Source organism: Pontibacter mangrovi (assembly GCF_006385705.1).
GTDB lineage: Bacteria > Bacteroidota > Bacteroidia > Cytophagales > Hymenobacteraceae > Pontibacter > Pontibacter mangrovi.
Map to the genome: position 1 here is coordinate 97,571 of NZ_VFRQ01000002.1, position 23,117 is coordinate 120,687.

Here is a 23,117-nt window from a genome sequence, read left to right on the forward strand (position 1 = left end):
TATACTTAAGCCAGCTGCTTGTTATACATTTTAGCCACTGTCTCAGCCACGTAATCAATCTCCTCCGGCGTGTTATACTTGCTGAACGAGAAACGCACCGAGCCGCGGCTTGGGTCCACATCCAGCGCACGCAGCACATGCGAGCCGGCGTTGGCGCCGCTGCTGCAGGCACTACCGCCCGAAGCCGAAATTTTGGCGATATCCAGGCTAAAGAGAAGCATTTCGTTAATGTCCGAGGCAGGCAAGCTCACGTTCAGCACCGTGTACAGGCTCTTGTCGCCAAACTCCGACATACCGTTGAAGCTCACGTCCTCCATCTGCTCGCGCAGCTGGTGGATCATGCGGTCTTTCAGGCCTTGGATATAGCGGGTGTGCTCTTCCATGTCGCGGTAAGCGATCTCCAGCGCCTTGGCTAGGCCGATGATGCCGTACACGTTTTCGGTGCCGCCGCGCATGTTGCGCTCCTGCGCCCCACCCTGAATCAGCGGCTGAATCTTGGTCTCTGCATCGCAGTACAAAAAACCCACACCTTTCGGACCATGAAACTTGTGCGCCGACCCAACAATAAAGTTAGCCTTCAGCTGCTGCAGGTCGTGCTTGTAGTGGCCCATGGTCTGCACCGTGTCCGAGTGAAACACTGCGTTATACTTCCTGCAGATCTCCCCAATCGCCTCAATATTATTTAATGTACCGATCTCGTTGTTGGCGTGCATGATGGATACCAGCGTCTGCGGCTGGTTGGCCAGCAGCTCCTCCAGGTGCTCCAGGTCCAGGTTACCGCGCTCGTCGTGGCGCAGGTAGCTCAGTTGCACCTCATGCTGCTTCTCCAGAAGCTCCATAGTATGCAGCACGGCGTGGTGCTCCAGTTTGGTAGTGATAGCATGCTTGATGCCCAGCGAGCGACAGGTGCAGATAATGGCTGCGTTATCGGCCTCGGTACCGCCCGAGGTAAAGAAAACCTCGGCAGGCGACGTGTTCAGCAGGCCTGCCACGGTTTTACGCGACCGCTCAATAGCCGCCCGCACCTCGCGCCCATGCGAGTGGATAGAGGATGGGTTACCGAAGTGCTCCAGCATAAAAGGGACCATGGCGTCAAAAACCTCTTTATCGAGAGGGGTGGTGGCAGCATTATCTAAATAAACACGCATACTTGTAAGGTATATTTTTCTTGTTCTGTTCTTTACTCAACCACTAAAGTATAAAAAAAAGTTGCGCCAACGGCAGGAACAATCCCATACCAGTGGCGCAACACGGCTTGTTACCCTCGCTTTTTATGACAGCAGCAACAACACATACTTTAGTTTTTATTTAGAGATGATCTCTTTGATATCGGCAATAATTTTATTCGCCAGGTGCTCGGCCGTGGCGTTGCTGTCGCTCTCGGCGTAGATGCGGATGATGGGCTCGGTGTTGGATTTGCGCAGGTGCACCCACTCCTTGTCGAACTCAATCTTCACCCCGTCAATCGTGTTGATCGGCTGCTTGGCGTAGCGCTCCTGCATCTGGCGCAGCACCTCGTCCACGTCCACCTCCGGCGTCAGCTCTATCTTGTTTTTGGAGATGTAGTAGTTCGGATAACTGGCGCGCAGGCGCGTCATGCTCATGCCGGACTTGGCCAGGTGCGTCAGGAACAGGGCAATGCCCACCAGCGCGTCGCGGCCGTAGTGCAGCTCCGGGTAAATGATACCGCCGTTGCCCTCGCCGCCGATGATGGCGTTCTGCTCCTTCATCATGTTCACCACGTTCACCTCGCCCACAGCGGCAGCGTAATATTCGCCACCGGCTTTCTCCGTCACGTCGCGCAGCGCACGGGTAGAGGAAAGGTTAGAAACGGTGTTGCCTACCTGGTTCTTTAATATATAATCGGCTACGGCTACCAAGGTATACTCCTCGCCGAACATGCTGCCGTCCTCGTTGATCAGTGCCAGGCGGTCTACATCCGGGTCTACCACGATGCCCAGGTCAAACTTGCCTTTCTCGATCACACGCGAGATCTCGCGCAGGTTCTCTGGCAGCGGCTCCGGGTTGTGCGGAAAGTTGCCATCCGGCTCGCAGTACAGTTTCTCAATTTTGTTGACGCCCAGCGCCTCCAGCAGCATCGGCACGGCAAAACCGCCGCACGAGTTCACGGCATCCACCGCTACGCTAAAGTTCTTGGCTTTAATCGCCTCCACGTCTACCAGCGGCAGGTCAAGTATGGCCTTGATGTGCTTTCCTAGCACTTCATTGTCTTGGGTATACTTGCCTAGCTCTGTTACCTGCGCAAACTCAAAAGCCTCTTTCTCGGCGATGTTCAGCACCAGCTTGCCCTCCGTATCAGAGATAAACTCGCCTTTGTGGTTCAAAAGCTTCAGGGCGTTCCACTGTTTCGGGTTATGGCTGGCAGTAAGTATAATACCGCCGCCGGCCTGCATGTCCGGCACGGCCATCTCCACGGTTGGGGTAGTAGAAAGGCCTACATCAACCACATCGATGCCCAAGCCCTGCAGCGTGGCGCACACCAGCTTGTTCACCATGTCGCCGGAAAGGCGCGCGTCGCGGCCTACTACAATTGTCTTCTTATCGGTGTTCTGCAACACCCAGCTTCCGAAAGCAGCGGAAAACTTAACCACATCCACAGGGGTAAGTCCTTCTCCAGCCTGTCCGCCTATCGTGCCACGTATTCCTGAAATTGATTTTATTAAAGCCACTGATCCGTATATTAGTTGCCCGGCAAAAGTAATAATTTTACTTATACTTCCAGCGGTTTATGTTCTATTCTGGCAACAGAAAACCAGCCCAAGTGCCTGCGGCACACTGTACCGCATATGCGCCTGCTGCCTTCTGGTATACCGGCACGTGGCTTTATACTTTGTTCTCCGTGATCAGCTCCTTCACCCGCAGCCGCCCCACCTCCAGGTCTTTGATCTTGAGGCGGCCTACTGCACCCGTCTGTAGCGCCAGCCTTTTAATGGCCAGACTGCCGATGGCAAGCGCCCCGACAGCCATGGCCCCGACGCTCACCACCGCCAGCGCAGTGGCGATGCGGGCAAACGCTACCTGCGACTGCACGGCTGCTGGCACAGCGGCAATTTTCTGGATATTCTTTTTCTTCTTCATCTTATAGTATGACATAGTAGATAATAATGTGGCCTGGCCCTTTAACCAGTTTATATACTTACTTACGCAGGAAACACAGCCATACCTCCGCCTGAAATGTTATTACAGTGTTAAGCCCTCTGCGGCCTAGGCTACAAACGCTAAATATTTAGTATATTTGCCTTTATGACTACCTCTAAAACCGACACCAGCGCCCGCCAACGCCAGCTTGAGGCTTTTAGCCGCCTGTTGGACGTGATGGACGACCTCCGCGAAAAATGTCCCTGGGACCGCAAGCAAACCATGGAGAGCCTGCGCCACCTTACTATAGAAGAAACCTATGAGCTTTCCGACGCCATCCTGAAAGGAGAACTGCAGGAGGTGAAGAAGGAGATCGGCGACATTATGCTGCACCTGGTTTTCTACGCCAAGATAGCCTCAGAGAAAGGCGCCTTCGACATAGCCGATGTGCTGAACGCCCAGTGCGAGAAGCTTATTTTCCGGCACCCGCACATTTACGGCGACGCCACTGCCAGCAGCGAGGAGGAGGTAAAGCAGAACTGGGAGAAGCTAAAACTGAAGGAAGGCAACAAATCTGTGCTGGGAGGAGTACCACAGTCATTGCCTGCTTTGGTAAAGGCCATGCGCATACAGGAAAAAGCCCGCGGCGCCGGCTTCGACTGGGACGACAAATCGCAGGTATGGGCAAAGGTGCAGGAGGAGTTGGGAGAGTTCGCCAGCGAGTTTAATGTGCCCGACACGGCATCTATCGACCAGGAGAAGGCTTCCGCTGAGTTCGGCGACCTGCTTTTCTCGCTAATAAACTTTGCGCGCTTTGCCGGCATAAACCCCGAAGAGGCATTAGAACGTACAAACCTGAAATTCATATCGCGCTTCCAGTATATAGAAGAGGCTGCGGCCAAAGACGGAAAATCGTTGCAGGACATGACCTTGCAAGAAATGGATTATTACTGGAACCAGGCAAAAAAACTGTAAGCCTGCATACATTTAAAGCGATAATTTACCTATATTTATTGCGCTTTTCTTAACTATACAGAAAGAAGCGCCACTGCAAAGGTTTTATCTGATGGCAGAGGCACGGCAGTGCTGCATGTCAGCCATAGATGGCACCCAAAGCGCCTCGTTGTTTATACTTTGAAATAAAAGCAATTATTTATAATTTGCGATATTGCAGCTTCCTTAATTTGGAATTATGGAAGACAAAGGCTTAAATTTAGGCAGCTGAAGCATTGGCTGTAGCCTTTAAACAAATATTTTTCGGGCCGGCAGGGTTTGAAAATTAGAGAAAAGTATGAAATTGCAAATTCAATAAAGAACTAAAAGCGAAACAATTACATTTTATAATTACACAAACTATTTATTACAACACAAACAGCTAAACTTTAAACTTTAATTAAAATGGAAAAAAAGACTGCAGTAGTGAGCAAGAATGCTAATGTAGAGAATAAGCCGAACGCGGTAGGCTCTCTATTTGCGAGCATCGTAATTCCGGTTGCCATTATAGCATGTGTGCTTATCTATATGTTCGTTCTTGGCAACCCTGCCAACTTCGAAGGCAATGATCCGAACAACCACCCACTTCCGGGCAACTACCTTGGTATCGTATACAAAGGTGGCTGGGTAGTACCAGTGCTGATGTCTCTGAACCTGATGGTATTCATCTTCTCTATCGAGCGTGCTCTGACAATCGGTAAAGCAAAAGGTACTAAGAGCGTGGCAGAATTCGTACGCGTTATCTCTGCTAAACTGAACCAGCGCGACATCAACGGCGCTATCGCATCTTGCGACACGCAGAAAGGCTCTGTAGCAAACGTAGTAAAAGCCGGCCTGCTGAAGTACAAAGAAATGCAGAACGAGCCAGAGCTGCTGAAAGCAGAGAAAGTTGCCGCTATCCAGAAAGAGATCGAAGAGTCTACTTCACTGGAGCTGCCAATGCTGGAGAAAAACCTGGTGGTTATCTCAACTATCGCCTCTATCTCTACACTGGTAGGTCTGATCGGTACGGTACTTGGTATGATCAAGGCCTTCTCGGCTCTTGCAACTTCAGGTGCTCCTGACTCTGTAGCCCTTGCAAACGGTATCTCTGAGGCCCTTATCAACACAGCCCTTGGTATCACAGGCTCTACTATCGCGATCATCGCTTACAACTACTTTACAAGCAAGATCGACGTGCTTACTTACAGCATCGACGAAGCTGGCTTCAGCATGGTATCTACGTTCGCTGCTCAGCACGACACGCCAGCTGCAAGACCACAAACTGTTTAATTTTAACCGTATTAACCAGATAAGATGCCTAAAGTAAAAGTAAAAAGGAAAAACCCCTCGTTGGACATGACGCCAATGGTGGACTTATTCTTCTTGCTGGTTACTTTCTTTATGCTGACTGCAACGGCCCGTCCTGACGAAGCTATTGTAGTAGACACACCATCATCGGTGTCTGAAATAAAAATCCCGGATACAAACGTAATTACCATTACGGTAGGCAAAGACAGCAGAGTGTTCTTTGGCGTAGACGGGCAGCAAACTAAGGAAGCACTACTTGACAAAATCGGAGGCAAGTATGGCGTAGGATTTACTCCGGAAGAGAAGCGAACGTTTTCGCTTCTAAGCAACTTTGGAGTTCCTATCAACCAGCTTAAGTCTTTCCTTTCGATGGAATCAAGTGCACGCAAGGAGGTAAACCAACCGGGTATACCAATCGACTCCGTACACAATGAGCTTGGCGACTGGGTACTGCAAACACGTTTAACAAACCCTAAGGTGGTGATCGCCATCAAAGGCGACAACGATGCAGACTACCCAACTGTTAAGCGTGTCATTGATGTCCTACAAGAAAAGAACGTAGACAGGTTCAACCTGATCACCGACATGGAAACCATGCCGAGGAACCTATAATTAGAAAGGAGATTAGATAATGGCAGAAATACAGGAAAAAGCCGACTCCGGTAAAGGTGGTAAGAAACGCGCCAAACGCTCGTCGACCAAAATCGACATGACGCCGCTGGTAGACCTTGCCGCCCTTCTGATCACATTCTTCATGCTTACCACGACTTTCAACAAGCCGCAAACCATGGAGATTAACATGCCTAAGAAGGTTAAGGATGAATCAGAGCAGATGCCGTTGAAAGCAAGTAACGCCATGACTATTATTCTTGGCGATAATGACGAGCTTTACTATTACTTCGGCCTTGTAGAAGATGAGCCGGAAGTGGTTGAATCTAGCTACGCAGCAGACGGCATCCGTAAAGTGCTGACTTCACAACGTGTGAAGTCTAACGAAAAGATGACGGTGTTGATAAAGCCGATGGAAGAGTCCCGCTATAAGAACATGGTGGACATTCTGGACGAATTAAAAATCACGGATACCAAAAAGTTTGCCATGGTAGAAATTGCTGACGCAGACAAAGATTTGGTACAAAAACAACTAGGTAATTAAGATATGGACGCAAGTAAGTTAGCAAAAGCATCGCTTGACGATATCGTCTTCGAAGGACGAAACCGAGCGTATGGCGCCTACCTACTTCGCAGATTGTACAACAAGCATATCACTGTTGCCGCCATAGCCGCCACTTTGTTGTTTCTTCTTTTTCTTAGCTTACCGCTAATTACAAAGATGATCAAAGGAGACGAAGAGGAGGTAATGACAACAGAGCGAGTTGTAACAGAAGTAGACCTGGCTCCACCACCACCACTGGATGAGGCAACGCCGCCACCGCCGCCGCCGCCGCCACCAGATCTTCCACCACCACCACCACCCGTGCGTGCTACTGTAAAGTATACGCCGCCGGTAGTGAAGCGTGACGAAGAGGTACAGAAAGAGGAAGAAATTCCGGACGTAGAAGTGCTTGAGGAAATTGATGCGGGCATTGAAACCGTAGAAGGTGACCCAGACGCACCGCTTGACTTAGGCGATATTGACGGCACAAGCGATATAGTAGCCGAAGTTGTAGAGGATAAGCCTTATACTTACGTTGAACAGATGCCAACCTTCCCGGGTGGTGAGATGGAGATGATGAAGTATCTTGGCAAGAACATCCGCTACCCAGCTGCTGCACAGCGTGCCGGAGTAGAAGGCCTGGTAGTGCTTTCGTTCGTAGTAAGCAAAACAGGAGAGATCTCCGACATCCAGGTTGTGAAAAACCTTGGTGCTGGTACCGATGAAGAAGCCGTACGCGTTGTGAAAACAATGCCAAAGTGGACTCCTGGTAAGCAGAACGGCAGAGCAGTACCTGTTCGCTACACACTTCCAGTACGATTCACGATTAAATAAGCACGCATAGCTGCTAAAAGCCCAGCCCTAAAAGGCTGGGCTTTTTTTATGCACAAAATATACTCAGCATGCATACTATTTAAGGATAATTCCGTACCTTAAAAAAGAATCAATAGAAAAACCCTAAGCAGACTCAACGAGAACTATGTAAACCATTTTTAACCATAAACCCCAAAGCCCATGGAAAAGAGCTATTTCTTAAGCATGACCTTCAACAACATTGTGTTTAGAGGGCGAAACAAGGATTACGGCGCTTACAAACTCCGGAAATCCTATAGTAAGAACGTGCTACTGGCAGCCACACTTGCCACAGCCATTTTTTCAGGGGCGCTGGTCGGTCCATTGGTTAAAGCCATGTTCTTTGCCAAACCCGTAAAGTATGTGAAGCCTGTTTATGAAGTCATGAAGCCGATAGACGTCATACTGCCTCCGCCGCCTAAAAAGCCAGTAGAGAAAGCGGTAGCGCCCCCTCCTGCCCCACCTGAGAAGACCAAAGTGGCGCAAGAGCGCTTCGTTGAACCTAGGGTGGTAGACGATGCCACCAAGGTAACCGAAACGATGCCGGACCAGCAGGCTTTGGCCAAGGCGGATATAGGGCTGAAAAAAGTAGAGGGCGCCATACCTGATGTTCCAAACGTATCGCTGACAGAGGCTCCCCCTACAGGTTTAGAAGGCACCGGTACAGAACCTAGTACCAGCAATGAGCCATTCTATAATGTGGAGCAGATGCCTCAGTTTAAGAACGGAACAAAGGCGCTGATGGAATACCTGAGCCGCAAGATGAGGTACCCGAGAGAGGCTGAGCGAAACGGGGTAGAGGGCACCGTGGTGGTAACCTTTGTGGTTGGTGTAAACGGCGAGATAAGCGATGTGCAGGTGATAAAGGGACTGGGCTACGGCACAGAGGAAGAAGCCAAGCGCGTGGTAGAGCAAATGCCGCGTTGGGAACCCGGCAGGCAGAACGGACGTAACGTACCTGTGCGATTTACCCTCCCAATCCGCTTTAGTATCAGATAAACAAGTATAAATGATGGAAGAAAGCAGAGGCACAAATGTAGTTTTGTAGGCTTCTGCTTTCTTTTTATAGGCAATAAGTATATTTTTAAGGGTTAAAAAGAAATCAGGCAAGGAAAACACATATGCTGAGACCAAAAAACGAAGATGAAAAGCCGAAGCAAAGCATGTTTGCGCAGTTTGCCCGCATCTTCGGCATCTCCATGACGATGCTATACATAGCTATGGGCATCTTTATCATGTTTGCCAGCGAAAAACTGAGCCTGGACATACCGAACAGCATGCGCTACGGGCTAGGGGGAATCCTCATCTTGTATGGAATTGTTAGATTTGTGAGAGTATACAACAGCACACGCTCCAACCGAAACAGATATGAAGATTAAAGCGCTAGGCATTGCAGCCTTTGCAGCTGTGGCAGCTCTTAGCAGCTGCGGCAACAACTCAGGCGAGAAGCTGGACACGCCAACCTCCGGAAACATCAACATCAGCGTAGATGAGTCCTTTAAGCCAGTTATTGAATCTGAAATAAGCACTTTTGAGGGCATCTATAAATATGCCAATGTAGAGGCGGCCTATAAAGCTGAAGGGGAGGTAGTGAAAGACCTGCTCAATGACAGCACCAGAATCGCAGTTATCTCCCGGGAGCTTACGCCTGAGGAGAAAGCTGTGTTCGACAAGCAGAACCGTATTCCGCGTGTTACTAAAATCGCGATTGATGCGGTGGCGCTCATCACAAACAAGCAGAACCCGGACACACTCATTACGCTGGACGAACTGAAGAAAGTGTTTAGGGGAGACATCAAGAACTGGAAAGACCTAAGCGAGGGGTCAGACTTGGGCGATATCACGATTGTGTTCGACAACAACAACTCCAGCACAGCCAGATTCGTAAAGGATTCAGTTTTAGCTAGCAATAAACTTCCGGAAAACACGTTTGCTTCTAACTCGCACAAAGCATTGATAGACTATGTAGAAGAAAACAAGAATGCCTTGGGCGTGATCGGCGTTAACTGGATCAGTGATTTTGATGATTCTACAGCGGTCGGCTTCCTGAAGCGGATAAACGTCTTGGGCATTAGCACAGAGGCCGCACCACAGTCTACAGAAAGTTATTATCAGCCATACCAGGCCTATATCGCACAGCAGGCTTACCCACTGCGCCGCTACCTCTACATCATTAGCACAGAGGGCCGCGCAGGTCTTGGCACAGGTTTTGCATCTTATGTTGCGAGCGATAAAGGACAACGCCTTATACTTAAGTCCGGTCTCGTGCCGGCTACCATGCCCGTAAGGGTAATCAGCCTAGGAGATTAGGTAGCTTGGACCAATAAAAAGAACAACAACAACTAAACTTTTAAACAATGACACATAACTGGAAGTACATCGCTTTAATGGCGGCTGCCTTCCCTGCAACTGCAGCATTTGCGCAAACAGGTGACGCAGGCAGAAAAGCCGTTGACCTAGAGCGCTACGAAGAAGCTAAGTCTATCTATAAGTCTCAGCTAAATGGCAAGAATGCTGACAACGCTTATTTCGCCCTTGGTGATATCTACCTGCGCACAGAGAAACCAGACTCTGCAGCATACTTCTTTAACCAAGGTATTGCCAATAACAAGAAGTCCTATATCAACCATGTAGGTCTTGGCAAGATGGCGCTAGAGGAAGGTAACCAGGCTCAGGCAGAGCAGCATTTCTCTGAGGCCCTGAAAGGCAGAGGCAAAAAAGATTCTTATGTACTAGCCATGATTGGCGAAGCATACGTGAACGTGCCAAATGCCACGGAAGCACAGATCAACAAAGGTATAGACTACCTGAAGCAGTCGCTGGAGCGCGACAGCAACAACGCACTGGCTAACGTAATTTTAGGTGATGCCTACCTTGCGCTGAAGCAGGGTGGCCAGGCCATGACGCACTACGACAGAGCTATCCAGTTAGACGACCAGTATGCTACGGCTTACCTGAAGAGAGGCCAGCTGTACACCAGCTCCCGTAACTACAATGAGGCAGAGCAGGCATTCCAGAAGGCTATAGAGCTGGACCCTAACTTTGCCCCTGCTTACCGCGACCTGGGCGAGCTGTACTACTTTGCAGGCCAGTATGACAAGGCCCTATCTACGTTCCAGAAGTATGTGGACATGGCTGAAGACACGCCGGACACTAAAGCTAAGTATGCGTCATTCCTGTTCCTGACAAAGAATTACGACCAGGCTCTGCAAACGGCAGAGCAGGTACTGCAGGCCCAGCCAGACAACATGGTTATGAACCGCCTGAGAGCATACTCTTATTTGGAGCTAGGACAGCCAGAGAAGGCGCTGGAGGCAATTGAAATGCACATGCAGAAAGCTGACTCGAACAAGCTGATTGCAGAGGATTACGAGTACTATGGCCGTATCCTGGCGAAGAACAACCAGCCAGCCAAAGCGGTAGAGAACCTGGAGAAAGCGCTTCAGATGAACAACCAGAACATTGAGCTTTATTCTGAGCTGGCCAACGCTTATGCGAAGAACAACCAGTACGACAAAGCCATTGAGGTGTATGAGCGCAAGCGCGAGAATGCAGAGCCAAGCAATGCTGACTACTACTACATGGGTAACATCTACATGATGGCCGGTGAAGAGAGCGCAGCAAACGGTGAGGTAGCCAAAGCGAATGAGTTCTTCAAGAAAGCTGATGAGACGTACGCCAATGTAATTGAAGCGAACGCAGATTATGCCTATGGTTACCTGTGGAGAGCCCGTGCTAACGCCAGCCAGGACCCTGAAACAGAGCAAGGCCTTGCCAAGCCATACTATGAGCAGTTCATTGAAAAAGCCGGAGGCGATAAAGAGAAGTATAAGCGTGACCTGATTGAGGCCAACTCATACTTGGGTTACTACTACTACCTGAAAGGCGAACGCGACAATGCCGTGAAATACTGGACTGAGGTTAGAACCCTTGACCCAAGCAACCCACAGGCAGAAGCCGCTCTAAAAGAGATTTCTAAAACACCGAGAAAAAAGAAATAACCAAAACTTATTTCATAAAAAGAGAAAGCCCGCTACAGCTGTAGCGGGCTTTCTCTTTTTAGCAACTATCTGAAATTATACCGCTATCGATCGCGAGCGTCTGCGCTCATATCCAGCTATTTCCTAACCCTCCGGGCCGTTGAGTCAGAGACTCACGTCACGAATCTGAAGATTAGCGCCAGAAAGTGGAGAACTGAACGGCCCTGCTACCTGAGAGGGGTAAGGGGTGGGTTTTGGCGGCTGTTAAACTATAAAAAGTTTCAAAAGCATTTATACTAGTGGCTCTTCATACAGCTCCCACTTCTCCAGCACATTGCTGAAGTCTTCGGGCAAGTCAGAGTTAAACTGCATGAACTCTTTTGTAGAAGGGTGCAGAAAGCCCAGCGACTTAGCGTGCAGCGCCTGCCGCGGCATCAGCTTAAAGGCATTCTCCACAAAGGATTTATAGCTGCCGGTGGGGCTGCCATATAAAACCCTGTCGCCGCCATACGTTGCGTCAGAGAAAAGCGGATGCCCGATGTGTTTCATGTGCGCCCGTATCTGGTGTGTTCGGCCTGTCTCGAGGTTACACTGCACCAACGACACATACCTGAAGCTGCGCAGCACCTTGTAGTGTGTAACGGCGTGCTTGCCGTAATCTCCGGCAGGGTATACGGCCATCACCTTTCTGTCTTTGGCGCTGCGCCCTACATGGCCTGTAATTGTTCCCTGGCGCTCTTTTGGCACTCCCCACACCAGTGCATAGTACGTACGTTCAATGCTGTGGTCGAAGAACTGCTTGGCCAGGTAGGCCATACTATAATCGGTTTTAGCAATAACCAGCAGGCCGGAAGTATCTTTATCGATGCGGTGCACCAAGCCAGGCCTTCCCTCGCCATTATGGTGTGTTGGCAGGTTTTGCAGGTGGTAGGTTAGTGCGTTTACCAAAGTACCGCTCCAGTTGTTGTAGGCCGGGTGCACCACCATGCCCGCAGCTTTATTTACCAGCAGCAGTTCCTCATCCTCATACAGGATGTCCAGCGGGATATTTTCCGGCACTATGTCTGTTTCACGCGGAGGCTCAGCCAGCGTTACGGTGATGACATCCTGTGGCTTAACTTTGTAGCTAACCTTTACCGGCTTCTGGTTTACCTGCACCGACTCAGACCGAATGGCACTCTGCAGCTTATTCCGGGTTACGTTGGGCAGCCTGTCCATCAAAAACTTATCGACGCGCAGTAAGGCCTGCCCCTTATCCACTACAATGCGGTGGTGCTCATACAGCTCGTCTGAGTCTTCGGAGTTTTCTGTTTCAGTGTAATCTACCACGGTTATACTTTATGGTATAAAAAAAAGAAAGCCGAAGTATACACAACGGCTTTCCCATACTATCGCAAGAACTTACTTAGTTTTTCTTCTTGTTGTTTTTAGCAGGAGTAGCTGGTTTTGATGCTGGCTTAGCGGCGGCTGGCTCAGGAGTCTGCTGCGCTTTGGCTGGGTCTACACCAAGCTTCTTCAGCACAAGCGGAGAAATGTCTCCGTCTTCCGGACCGGCTAAAAGCGCCTGGTTGCTGATAACGTAAGTATAGCCGTTCTCTTTAGCCACATCTTTGATAGCTTTGTCGATCTTGGCGATCACCGGGTCTACCAGCGACTTCTCTTTCTGCTGCAGCGACTGCTGTGCGCTACGCTGGAACTCCTGGATAGAATTGTTCAGGCCCATCAGCTCTTTCTCTTTGTCTTCACGGATAGTAGCGTCCATGGTGGCTGCACCTTTCTCGTAAGCCTGCAGCTTAGCCTCATATTCAGCATACTTGCCTTTGAGCTGGTTCTCCAGTTGGGTACTATGGTCTTTTAAGTTAGACTCTATTTGCTTGCTTTCCGGCAATTGCAGCAGTATGTATTCCACGTTTGTATAACCAATCTTAAGCGGCTGGTCGTTGCTCTGTGCGAAAGACGCAAAGCTGATCAGAAAGAACGCTGCTACTAAAAGTTTAATCTTGTTCATCATTGGTTGGTTGGTTAATAAGTATTTAGTTGTTTAGTTGTTAGACTTCTTCTTATTTGGTTTGCGGGCAGGTTGCTCTACTTCTTGCTGTTGCTCCTGCTGCTCCTCTCCTACCTCCGGCAGGTTCTGTGGGTCATCCACAATGGCATCTGCAGGGCGTTGGCCCGGGGTGTTGCTCCTGTCAGAAGCCAGCCCCAGTTCCTCCAGCACATACTCGGTGTAATCATGCACCGGGTTAGTATAGATCATCACCAGGTCTCCGGACTTATCAAACATAATCTGGACGCCCTTCGATTTGGAAACCTTCTCAACGGCCTCAAACACTTCATCCTGAATGGGGCGCATCAGCTCCTGCCGGCGCTTAAACATCATGCCTTCGTAACCGAAAACCTTTTGCTGGTACTCGCGCAGCTCCTTTTCCTTTTTAGCGATTTCGGCCTGCCGCTTTTGCTTCATCTGGTCTGTTAGCAGCACCTCTTCGGCTTTATACTCCTGCTGCAGCTTATCAACCTGCTGTTGTTGCTGCTCTATTTCCCGCTGCCAGTTTTCAGCGTATTTGTCCATCTCCTGCTGCACCTGGTTAAAGGCTGGCATCTTGCTCAAAATGAAGTTTGAGTCAATATAGCCAATCTTCTGAGCTTGCGAAACAGTGCTTAGCAGAATGCCCGCTAAAAAGATGAACAAAAACTTTTGCATACTAATTCAAATCAGGTTTTAGCGTATCTGCTGGCCGATGATGAAGTGGAACATGCCTCGCTTCTCATCCATACCTCCAGGCAAATCATCCAGCCTCCAGCCGTAGTCGAAGCCTAGCAGGCCAAAGGCCGCCATATAGATACGGGCACCTACACCTGCCGAGCGGTACAGCTTAAACGGACTATAGTTCTTATAGCTACCGAAGTTGTTACCTGCCTCCAAAAACGCCAGGCCGTAAATAGTCGCGGCAGGGTTCGGGGAAATCAGCTGGCGTGCCTCAAACACAAACTTGTTATAGGCAATACCGCCCGAGTAAGTCAAGTCTGGATCGGAGATAGAGTTTACAACGCTTTCATCATCATAGCCACGCAAGCCAATGTATTCGGTACCAACAAACACGTTGCCACCACCAAGGCCTGCACCGCCTACTTTAAAGCGCTCAAACGGCCCGATCTTGCCAGAACCATACGTACCCAGGAAGCCAAAGTGCGCTCTTGTATTGAACACCAAATTTCCTGCCACATTTATAAAGTATGAGGCATCAAACATCCATTTATTAAATTCGATGAACTCGTAGTCGCCTTCTTTTTGATCCTTAAACAATGAGTACGGTGGTGTCATGTTCAGGCTCAGCGTAAACTGAGAACCGCGTCTTGGGAACGTTGGGTTGTCTATGCTGGAGCGGCCGATGGTGTTCACAATAGAAATACTGTTCGAAATACCGTTATTAAAGCCTGGAGCCAGTGCATAGTTCGTCAGGTTGTAACGGTTGTAAGACAGCGAGTGGCTCATGTAGAAGTAGTTGTCCGGCCAGTTCAGTTGGCGCCCTAAGCTAACTGCGGCTCCGTTCACGTTAAGCCGGCGCACTTCGCTCTCATCCACATTTTCATTCAAGTACCCGTAGTAACCCAGGTTGTTCTGCCTGTAAATTGTTTTAAAGAGGCTAACTGTAAGTGAATTTCGCTTACGACCGCCCAGCCACGGCTCAGTAAACGAGAACGAGTACGACTGGTAGTACTTACCGTTTGCCTGCACGTTCAACGACAGGCGCTGACCGTCTCCGGTCGGTATTGGCTTCCACTCCGAAAAGTCGAAAAGCTTACGTGTGGAGAAGTTGTTAAGCGACAGGCCGACGGTACCAACGGCACCAATCGGTCCGCCCCAACCACCCGAAAGGCTGATCTGGTCGTTCGGGCGCTCCGTTACGCTGTAGGCGATATCCACAGTACCGTCAGCAGGGTTCGGTATCGGGTTCAGGCCAATTGTTTCAGGGTCAAAATAGCCTAGTCCGGCCAGTTCGTTTCTGGTTCTGATCAAGTCTTCGCGGCTATACTTCTGGCCTGGCAGCGTACGTATCTCGCGCAAAATCACATGGTCGCTGGTCTTGTCGTTTCCGGAGATCAGGATCTTGTTGATAGTGGCCTGCGGTCCCTCCGTCACACGCATCTCCAGGTCAATGGAGTCACCTTCCACGCGTACTTCTACCGGTGTAATGCTCGAGAACAGGTAGCCATCGTTCTGGTACAGCGCTGATACGTCTACGCCTACCGGGTTATACGTCAGGCGTTTCTCCAGCTCTACCTGGTCATACACATCGCCTTTGCTTATGCCTAGCACACGGGCCAGGTAGTCATCATCATACAGGTAGTTGCCCGTCCAGGAGATATTGCGGTAGAAATACTGCTGGCCCTCGTCCACGGTGATCTGTATGCCCAGGCGGTCTTCGCTGATGCTATACACTGAGTCCGACACGATGGTAGCGTCGCGGTAGCCCTGGCTGTTGTAGAAGCTGATCAGGGCCTCTTTGTCTTCCTCAAACTTAGCGCGGTTAAACTTAGAGGAGGTGAAGATCTTATAGAAGCGCTTCTCTTTGGTGTTCTTCAGCTGGCGTTGCAGCTTCTTGTCTTTAAAGGCCTCGTTGCCAACAAACTCAATGTCGCCAACTTTTACTTTGTCGCCTTTGTCTACATGTATGTTCAGGTTCACGCTGTTTGGCAGCACAGAGTCAGGGCGCTGCGTAATGTTCACCTTCACGTTCAGGTAGCTTTTGTCTATGTAATACTCCTGCACCACATTTCGGGTGGTGTTGAGCACGGCATCTGTAACAATACGCCCTTTCTGCAGCGTCACTTTATCGCGTAGGGCCTCGGCCTGCGACTTGTTTATGCCCGAGAAACGGAAGTTGGAAAGGCGCGGACGCTCCGTCAGGTGGAAGGTAAGGTATACCACCTCGCCTTCTGTGCGTGCCGACACATCCACATCGCCCAGTATACCCTGGTCCCACAGGTTTTGGATGGCGCGGCTAATGTCCTCTCCCGGCACAGTGATCATGTCCCCTTCCTTCAGGCCGGTAAGGGAGGCAAGCGCAATAGGATCCAGAATCTTGTTGCCACTGATCTCGATCCCCCCAATGCGGTACTGGCGCGGCTGCTGGTAATCTATCGTAGACGACTGGGTAGGTCTGTTTAGTACTTGTGAAGAGGCCGTGCCTGCCGTTAGCAGAAACACAAGCACCCAGATGCATCTTGTCATTCGTGTCTGTATCACTTGGTTATTTGTTCACTTGTCTTCCCGAAGCGGCGCTCCCGGCGCTGGTAAGCCATTATTGCCTCGTAGAGATGTTCTTTTCTGAAATCGGGCCAGAGCAGCTCTGTGATGTATAGTTCTGTATAAGCCAGCTGCCAAAGCAGGAAATTGCTGATGCGCTGCTCGCCGCTGGTTCTTATCAGCAGCTCCGGGTCTGGTATGCCTGCCGTGGAAAGGTGGGCGGCAATGGCCTCCTCAGTTATTTCCTCTGCCCTTATACTTCCATGACCCACCTCGTCGGCTAGGCGTTGCACTGCCTGCGTTATATCCCAGCGGCCACTGTAGCTCAGGGCCAGCACCAGCGTCATGCGGGTATTGTGCTTGGTTAGCTCCATCGCCTCCATCAACTCACGCTGGCAAGCCTTTGGTAAGCTTCCCGTATTTCCGATTGTTTGCAGGCGAATGTTGTTCTTGTTGAGTGTGGCGGTTTCCTTCCGAATAGTTGACACCAGCAGCGTCATCAGCGCCGACACCTCCTCCGCTGGCCTGGACCAGTTTTCGGTGGAAAAGGCATATAAGGTCAGGTACTCCACACCCAACTCGGCAGAAGCCTCTACCGTATCACGTACTGCTTTGATAGCATTCTGGTGGCCAAAGATTCGTAATCCGCCTCGCTTCTTTGCCCAACGCCCATTACCGTCCATAATAACGGCGATGTGTCTGGGTAAATTGCCTAAGTCTACTTTGTCCTTCAAATTCATTAAACCACAATTTCCTTGCAAGTTACAAAAAGCAAGAGAAAATCATGAATGATTGCAGTTTAATCTAACAGGCCAGGCTTCTTCTTATAGACTGGCGGGCAGTTATAGCGGTAAAAAGTGTAGGAGATGCTGATACCATTGTAGAAATACCAGTCATTGTCGTGAGGGCTCAGCATGTTTTCCGGTTGCCCCGGTGTGCTCAGGTGGTCTAGCTTATCGGTAAACGTTTTTCTGGCGCCAAACTCCAGCCCCAGGTTCCAGTGGGTGCTCAGGCCATACTTTATGCCCACTCCAAAAGGTATGGTCACGGTCATGTCGGTATCAAACACCCTGTTAAGCTCATCGTGCACGGAGGTAAGCTTTTTGTTGTATAGCAAACCGGCTATGCCTGCAAACACATAAGGCGAGAACCGTGGGTGCTGCTTGGGGTCATAATAGTCCAGGAAGTTATACTCTACCACGCCCGACAGCTCTAGCAGGCTCAGGCGCAGCTCTGCCTGCCGGTACGCATGGAACGGGCGATCATCAAACGCCTCGTCGCTGAACGTGTTGTTATCAGCGATGCGGTGGCTACCCATTAGCCCGGCGCGCAGCGTTATGGCGTTAGACATATCGCGGCGATAAAAGATGGTAAGGGCTGGCTGGTTGTTTAGAAAGCGATAATTAGGGGATATTTCGCCTTTGTAGTTTCCGCCGCCAATGCCTATGCCTATTTCGGAAGTATTTACGGGCATGTTAGACTGGGCACTGGCGTTGCTACACAAAAAAACACTCCCTACTTGCAGAAAGAGACAAATAAGGAGTGCCTGTTTAAAGATATCTAACGTCATGTATTCTGGTCAAAGTTTAGTTGAACAACGCAGTCGTTGCCCGTTCTATTATCTAAACTTCGGACTTCGGACGCGTGGTGATAAAATATAACTTAATGTTAGGCCTGTGGTGATGTACCAGTCATCGTCTGACAACTCGCCGCGCTGCTGCCCATCAGTGCCATAGCCTCTTAAGTACTTGTAAGTCACACTCGGATCTGGATCGCTCCGCAGGTAATACTTACTGCTCGGGTTGTCCGTAGCCAGGTCGGAGCCGGCACTTCTATCCGAAAGTATGGCTGCAGCTGCAGGGTTAGCGCCGCCCCCGTCTAAGATAGCTCTCTTAGAGGCATAGCTACCGCTTACGTCATCCAGGTAATCTGTAAAGGTCTTTCTCCAGCCCACTTCCAGGCTCAGGTCCCAGTAGCGGTCTATCTTATAGCGCACACCAAGGCCAAACGGGATGGCAATCTGCACACGCTTGTATGGATCGGGATAGTCACCTCCAGCAGCATACTGTCCTTCGGTACCTAAAGGTTGCAATTCATACCAACCTGTTGGCAATTCACCGTCACTTACATCAGGGCGGGAGCCGCTTTCATAGTAAGCCTTAGGGTTATGGTGCAGTACAGCTACGCCTAAAAAAGCATACGGCACAAAATCCGGGCGACGCTGATAGGTGCTGCGGTTCTCGAAAAGGTCCACCACCGCCACGGCGCTCAGTTCTTTAATATCATTCCGGAAAGAAAGATTTCTGGCATAACGGCCAGCGTTCTCACCCTCACTCTGTGACGCGCTCAGGGCATCGTCGCCGGTGATGCGGCCCCAGTTAAACCCTACGCGGTAAGAGAAGCGCGGGGCAAAACGGTAGGTATAGCTGATCCCTACGTTTGGCCGGGTGGACTTAAACCGGAAGCTCGTAAAGTCCGGCTGAGGCACAATGTCCCCGAAATAGTTCATGGCGCCAAAGGTTACGCCAACAGAACCGTACTGCTTACGATTGGTCCAGCGCTGCGCTTCGGCACCCGGCGCCAGCAGGATAGAGGTAAAAGTAAGCAACAAAACAAGGGTACAAAGTTTCTTCATAATAGAAAAAGTATAAGTTGTGGCGTATCAAATGGCTAGCATTCACCCCAAATTAATAGAAGACAAAAATAAACAGATTTACGAGTTAATAAAATAATATAACAGGTATATTTAATATTATTTTATCTGCGTGTTTCTCTTATCCAGCCCCCAGTTCAGCTTGTTTCTCAGGGTCGAAAGGAAATTTACATGGTGAAGCTTTATCAGCCTGGCCACAAAGCTCTCCCTCCGCACCGCCAACTGCACGTTCATGTCTACCGGGGTAGACCTGGAGTCCAAAGCCGCCAGGTAACTGCTGCTGCGGCCCTCTACTTCAAAAGAAATCACGCTGCGATCAGACACAATCATGGGCCGCACATTGAGGTTATGCGGGCATACGGGTGAAATGACAAAATTGTTGGTCTGCGGCAGCACTAGTGGCCCCCCGCAGCTAAGCGAGTACCCCGTAGACCCGGTAGGCGTTGCCACCACCAGGCCATCCCCCCAGTATGAGTTCAGATATTCACCATCTATATACGTATTCACCACTATCATGGACGACGTATCGCGCTTTAGTATGCTAAACTCATTCAGGCCAAAGTTAATGCCGTTAAATACCTCCTGATCGGAGTCTACATGGATCAACGCACGGTCGTCTAACGTATAATGCCCTTTGTAAAGCGCATCCAGGGCCAGGTTGATGCTGTCGTAGGGGATGGTGGCCAGAAAGCCGAGCCGGCCGGTGTTGATGCCCAGTATAGGAATCTGCTGCGCCCCCACATACGTCACCGTATCCAGCAGGGTGCCGTCGCCGCCTATGCTCAGCACCACATCCACGCCCTGCAGCACATCACCCCGCCGGAAGGTCTCTATGCCTGTGGGCAGGTTGATGGTGTTCTTCAGGTACAGCTCGAAATGCTCTACCAGGCACAGGGCCGCCTTGCGCCGCTGCAGTTCATCAAAAAGCGTCTGAATAAAGGGCTGTATGTTGTCGGTGAAAGGTTTTCCAAGTATCGCTATTTTCATATTCTGTCAGGTTAAAACGGAAAGCGCGCGCTAAAGTATAAGCCACGGTCGCCCTCCCGGTTTAAAGTATACTCCAGCCGCAGCACAATATCGTAAAAGGTTACCGCGTGCAGCCCCAGTCCACTGCCCAGCAACAGCCGGTTTGTCAGCGGGTTACCCTTCTCAAAGGCATGGTCTGCCACATAGCCAGCGTCTGTAAAGCCGTTCAGGTACAGCGACAAAGGTATACTGTTAAACTTGGGGTTATCTATAAATTTAAGCTTTATACTTTTAATATCCAGCAGCTGGCGGGTTAAACCCTGCTTAAAGAGCGCGTAATGCTGCCCCCCCACCACGTATAGCTCGTAGCCGCGCACCAGGGAGCGGTAGCCCAGGGCGATGTTGTCGGCAAAGGCATACTTGCCCGCCAGGCGCAGCTGCCCCTCGCCGCCAGCCATGTAGGTATACTTTTGGGATAGGGGCACATACTTTACATACTTCGCGCGCAGCGTTGTGAAAGGACTACCGGAACGGTGCAGGAAAAAAGTTTGCGCCACGCCCGCCTCCAGGTAGCTGCCAGCCGTGGGGTAAGCAAAGTTATTGCGCCGGTTAATGGCCTTGTACAGCTCCAGGCGCATGTACTGCCGCTCCTGCAGGGCCCGCTGGTAATACTCCGGGTTCAGCAAAGTTACCGAGTCTGATATATCCTCATCGTGGAAAGACAGCCGCAGCCCCGCCTGCCGCTGCACATCCTGCCGGTGCACCAGCGCCGCCGCCACAGAGGTCCGTTTAATGGGCATGCCCTCCTCCTGCTCATAAAAGCGCTGCCTGTTGTTCACGTTGGTGTAGCTGATGGTGCGGCTGCGGTAATCGGCCACCAGAAAATCAGCGCCTAAGTTATACTTGCGCCACACATACGGAATGCGGTAGCCCAGCTCCAGCCGCTTGTTAAAGCCGCGCTGCACCCGCACGCGCACCTCCTCGTTGCGCCCCCTGAAGTTACGGCGAATCAGGTTCAGGCCATAGTCTATGCGGCTCCAGTCCTTCTTCTCCAGCCAGGCATTAAAGTTACGGTCAGCAAAGTCAAAGATGGGAATGGGATAGAGATAGTAGCGCTCCTGCACCGCAAACTGCACCCGCACCTGCCCCTTGGCACAAGTATAGGTATAGTTCACAAAGTGAAACAGGCGGAGGTTGAGCAGGCGTTTCTGGTTTTCCTGCAGCAGCGGCTCCAGCGCCTCGGCAGGTATGCTGTCGCCGGGGGCAAAGGTGAGCTCGCGCAGCATTACCTGGCTTCGGGTGCTCTCGTTGCCGGTCAGGCTGATGCTGTCGATCACGACGGCAGGCACCTCGCAGGGCTTCGCCAGCGATTCAATGCCTGTTACAAGTATAAGTATAAAAAGGAAAGCTCGCAGCGGCATTGGCGCAAGCGTTAGATATCGAGGTACTTAAATAGCATATCGAGGCGGTCTTTGCCCACGTCGTACTCGGTGTTATCGTTAAATTGTGCGGTGATGCGGTACTCGAAGCGCTCTAAAGTAGCGATGATGCGGCTGAGGTCGGTGGTGTTGAGCTTCAGCGTCAGCTTTATCTTGTAGGGGTCCAGCTCGTCGGGCGACACGTAGGCGCTCAGGATCTTGGTGTTCTCCTCCTCTATCAGGCGGCTGATCTGGGCCAGCGAGTAATCGCGCTCGGGCATGGAGAGCACCAGTATACTTCCCGAGCCCTGCAAGGCCGACATCTGCCCGAAAGCCGCCAGCGTGTCGTTTATCGTGATCACGCCCATGTAGTCCTGCTCCTCGTCGAGCACGGCCACCACTTGTATCTTGTTCTTGATGGCGGCCTCCATCACATCGTAGAAATGCTGCTGCCCCTGCACGTGCACCTCCTTGTACTCCAGCTCCAGCTCCTTCAGCTGGCGGGTGCGGTCGGGCAGCTCGATCAGGCTCAGCTCGGTGGCCAGGCCCATGTACTTGCGGTTGCTTACCACCGGCAACTCGTTTACGCGGAACTCATCCATCCAACGCAAAGCTTTGTCTACGGTGTCGTAGAGCTTCAGCGGCGGAATCATTTGGTTGATGAGCTCTTCTGCGATCATACGGATGAGGCGGTTATCGGTGTCTTTTCTAAATATTTCTCTAAGATACTGTTAAACTTCTGCGGATGTTCCATCATTGGGGCGTGCCCGCACTTATCTATAAAGTATAGGTCTGAGTTCTCCATGAGCCTGTTAAACTCATAGGCCACGAGCGGCGGCGTGATGGTATCGTTCAGTCCCCAGATTAACAACGTCGGCACCTTAATGTTTGTGATATCCTTGGCCATATTATGCCGCTGCGCCGACTTGGCAATGGCGATAATGCGCAGGCACTTGGCGTTGCTGTTGGTGATGGAGAACACCTCGTCTACCAGCTCTTTGGTGGCCGTTTTCGGGTCGTAGAACGTATAGCCCACGCGCTCCTCCACGTACTCGTAGTTGCCGCGCTTCGGAAAAGAGCCGCCCATGGAGTCCTCAAACAGTCCGGAGCTGCCGGTAAGCACCAGCCGCTTCACCATGCCCGGGTTATTCAACGTATACACCAGCCCCACGTGGCCGCCCAGCGAGTTGCCCAGCAACGTCAGGTCTTTTAGTTGCTTAAACTTCACGAAGCCTTCCACAAAGTTTGACAACCCCGGCACGCCGGCCTTGTGCAGCGCCATTTCGTAGATCGGCATCAGCGGGATAACCACACGGTAGTTTTTCGAGAAATGGTCTACAACGCCGTTCCAGTTGCTGAGCGCGCCAAAAAGCCCGTGCAGCAGCAACAGTACTTCTCCTTCACCTTCATCAATATACTGATATTCTCCTTCGTGTCTGACTTGTAAATCCATGAATCGAAA

At 50.8% G+C, this 23,117-nt stretch carries 23 protein-coding genes; 9 read left to right on the forward strand and 14 right to left on the reverse strand.

Annotated elements, in window-relative coordinates; translation table 11 throughout:
- Positions 1–5 precede the first annotated feature (5 nt).
- From FJM65_RS03950 to FJM65_RS03960, 3 genes are all read right to left on the reverse strand, one after another.
- Positions 6–1,148 (reverse strand): cysteine desulfurase family protein, encoded by a 1,143-nt coding sequence (locus tag FJM65_RS03950; protein WP_140619681.1) that lies wholly within the window; start codon positions 1,146–1,148, stop codon positions 6–8.
- Between the two features lie 156 nt (positions 1,149–1,304).
- On the reverse strand, positions 1,305–2,690 hold the full coding sequence (gene glmM, locus FJM65_RS03955) for a phosphoglucosamine mutase (protein WP_140619684.1): 1,386 nt from the start codon (positions 2,688–2,690) through the stop codon (positions 1,305–1,307).
- Positions 2,691–2,844: 154 nt separating this feature from the next.
- The gene (locus FJM65_RS03960; RefSeq protein WP_219855950.1) at positions 2,845–3,114 is read right to left on the reverse strand and encodes a hypothetical protein; all 270 of its coding nucleotides are present in this window, start codon (positions 3,112–3,114) and stop codon (positions 2,845–2,847) included.
- Positions 3,115–3,264: 150 nt separating this feature from the next.
- Between FJM65_RS03960 and mazG the strand changes: the two genes are divergently transcribed.
- The 9 genes from mazG to FJM65_RS04005 all read left to right on the forward strand — a co-directional run bounded on the left by mazG (position 3,265) and on the right by FJM65_RS04005 (position 11,388).
- The gene (gene mazG, locus FJM65_RS03965) at positions 3,265–4,074 is read left to right on the forward strand and encodes a nucleoside triphosphate pyrophosphohydrolase (protein ID WP_140619687.1); all 810 of its coding nucleotides are present in this window, start codon (positions 3,265–3,267) and stop codon (positions 4,072–4,074) included.
- A 423-nt stretch (positions 4,075–4,497) separates the two neighbouring features.
- A complete protein-coding gene (locus FJM65_RS03970) occupies positions 4,498–5,364 on the forward strand; it encodes a MotA/TolQ/ExbB proton channel family protein (RefSeq protein WP_140619689.1) in 867 nt (288 codons plus the stop codon).
- A gap of 24 nt (positions 5,365–5,388) precedes the next feature.
- Positions 5,389–5,994, forward strand: coding sequence for an ExbD/TolR family protein (locus FJM65_RS03975; RefSeq protein ID WP_140619691.1), 606 nt, complete (start codon positions 5,389–5,391; stop codon positions 5,992–5,994).
- A 19-nt stretch (positions 5,995–6,013) separates the two neighbouring features.
- Entirely contained in the window at positions 6,014–6,535 is a 522-nt protein-coding gene (locus tag FJM65_RS03980) for an ExbD/TolR family protein (protein ID WP_140619693.1), read from the forward strand.
- A 3-nt stretch (positions 6,536–6,538) separates the two neighbouring features.
- Positions 6,539–7,369, forward strand: coding sequence for an energy transducer TonB (locus FJM65_RS03985; RefSeq protein ID WP_140619694.1), 831 nt, complete (start codon positions 6,539–6,541; stop codon positions 7,367–7,369).
- 180 nt (positions 7,370–7,549) lie between these two features.
- Positions 7,550–8,386 carry an energy transducer TonB gene (locus FJM65_RS03990; RefSeq protein WP_140619695.1) on the forward strand — a complete coding sequence of 279 codons (837 nt, stop codon included), beginning with the start codon at positions 7,550–7,552 and terminating at the stop codon, positions 8,384–8,386.
- A gap of 122 nt (positions 8,387–8,508) precedes the next feature.
- Complete coding sequence (locus FJM65_RS03995) at positions 8,509–8,766, forward strand: hypothetical protein (RefSeq protein WP_140619696.1); 258 nt, start codon at positions 8,509–8,511, stop codon at positions 8,764–8,766.
- On the forward strand, positions 8,756–9,697 hold the full coding sequence (locus FJM65_RS04000) for a PstS family phosphate ABC transporter substrate-binding protein (RefSeq protein ID WP_140619698.1): 942 nt from the start codon (positions 8,756–8,758) through the stop codon (positions 9,695–9,697). The genes FJM65_RS03995 and FJM65_RS04000 overlap by 11 nt, the downstream gene beginning before the upstream one ends.
- Positions 9,698–9,744: 47 nt before the next feature.
- A complete protein-coding gene (locus FJM65_RS04005; protein WP_140619700.1) occupies positions 9,745–11,388 on the forward strand; it encodes a tetratricopeptide repeat protein in 1,644 nt (547 codons plus the stop codon).
- Between the two features lie 270 nt (positions 11,389–11,658).
- On the opposite strand, the gene FJM65_RS04010 is transcribed toward FJM65_RS04005, so the two are convergent.
- The 11 genes from FJM65_RS04010 to FJM65_RS04060 all read right to left on the reverse strand — a co-directional run bounded on the left by FJM65_RS04010 (position 11,659) and on the right by FJM65_RS04060 (position 23,108).
- Positions 11,659–12,696 carry an RluA family pseudouridine synthase gene (locus FJM65_RS04010; protein WP_140619702.1) on the reverse strand — a complete coding sequence of 346 codons (1,038 nt, stop codon included), beginning with the start codon at positions 12,694–12,696 and terminating at the stop codon, positions 11,659–11,661.
- A 76-nt stretch (positions 12,697–12,772) separates the two neighbouring features.
- Positions 12,773–13,378 (reverse strand): OmpH family outer membrane protein, encoded by a 606-nt coding sequence (locus tag FJM65_RS04015; protein ID WP_140619704.1) that lies wholly within the window; start codon positions 13,376–13,378, stop codon positions 12,773–12,775.
- A gap of 30 nt (positions 13,379–13,408) precedes the next feature.
- Positions 13,409–14,071: an OmpH family outer membrane protein gene (locus FJM65_RS04020; RefSeq protein ID WP_140619706.1), complete on the reverse strand. Its 663-nt coding sequence runs from the start codon at positions 14,069–14,071 to the stop codon at positions 13,409–13,411.
- Between the two features lie 18 nt (positions 14,072–14,089).
- A complete protein-coding gene (gene bamA, locus FJM65_RS04025) occupies positions 14,090–16,603 on the reverse strand; it encodes an outer membrane protein assembly factor BamA (protein WP_140619708.1) in 2,514 nt (837 codons plus the stop codon).
- Between the two features lie 11 nt (positions 16,604–16,614).
- A complete protein-coding gene (locus FJM65_RS04030) occupies positions 16,615–17,358 on the reverse strand; it encodes an isoprenyl transferase (protein ID WP_140619710.1) in 744 nt (247 codons plus the stop codon).
- A 59-nt stretch (positions 17,359–17,417) separates the two neighbouring features.
- Positions 17,418–18,188: a type IX secretion system protein PorG gene (gene porG / locus FJM65_RS04035; RefSeq protein ID WP_140619712.1), complete on the reverse strand. Its 771-nt coding sequence runs from the start codon at positions 18,186–18,188 to the stop codon at positions 17,418–17,420.
- Positions 18,189–18,236: 48 nt separating this feature from the next.
- Entirely contained in the window at positions 18,237–19,253 is a 1,017-nt protein-coding gene (locus FJM65_RS04040) for a DUF6089 family protein (RefSeq protein ID WP_140619714.1), read from the reverse strand.
- A gap of 117 nt (positions 19,254–19,370) precedes the next feature.
- Positions 19,371–20,258, reverse strand: coding sequence for an NAD kinase (locus tag FJM65_RS04045; RefSeq protein WP_140619716.1), 888 nt, complete (start codon positions 20,256–20,258; stop codon positions 19,371–19,373).
- An 11-nt stretch (positions 20,259–20,269) separates the two neighbouring features.
- Positions 20,270–21,658: a BamA/TamA family outer membrane protein gene (locus FJM65_RS04050; protein WP_140619718.1), complete on the reverse strand. Its 1,389-nt coding sequence runs from the start codon at positions 21,656–21,658 to the stop codon at positions 20,270–20,272.
- Between the two features lie 11 nt (positions 21,659–21,669).
- Positions 21,670–22,335 (reverse strand): cbs domain containing protein, encoded by a 666-nt coding sequence (locus FJM65_RS04055; RefSeq protein ID WP_140619720.1) that lies wholly within the window; start codon positions 22,333–22,335, stop codon positions 21,670–21,672.
- Positions 22,332–23,108 (reverse strand): alpha/beta fold hydrolase, encoded by a 777-nt coding sequence (locus FJM65_RS04060; RefSeq protein ID WP_140619723.1) that lies wholly within the window; start codon positions 23,106–23,108, stop codon positions 22,332–22,334. The genes FJM65_RS04055 and FJM65_RS04060 overlap by 4 nt, the downstream gene beginning before the upstream one ends.
- Positions 23,109–23,117 lie beyond the last annotated feature (9 nt).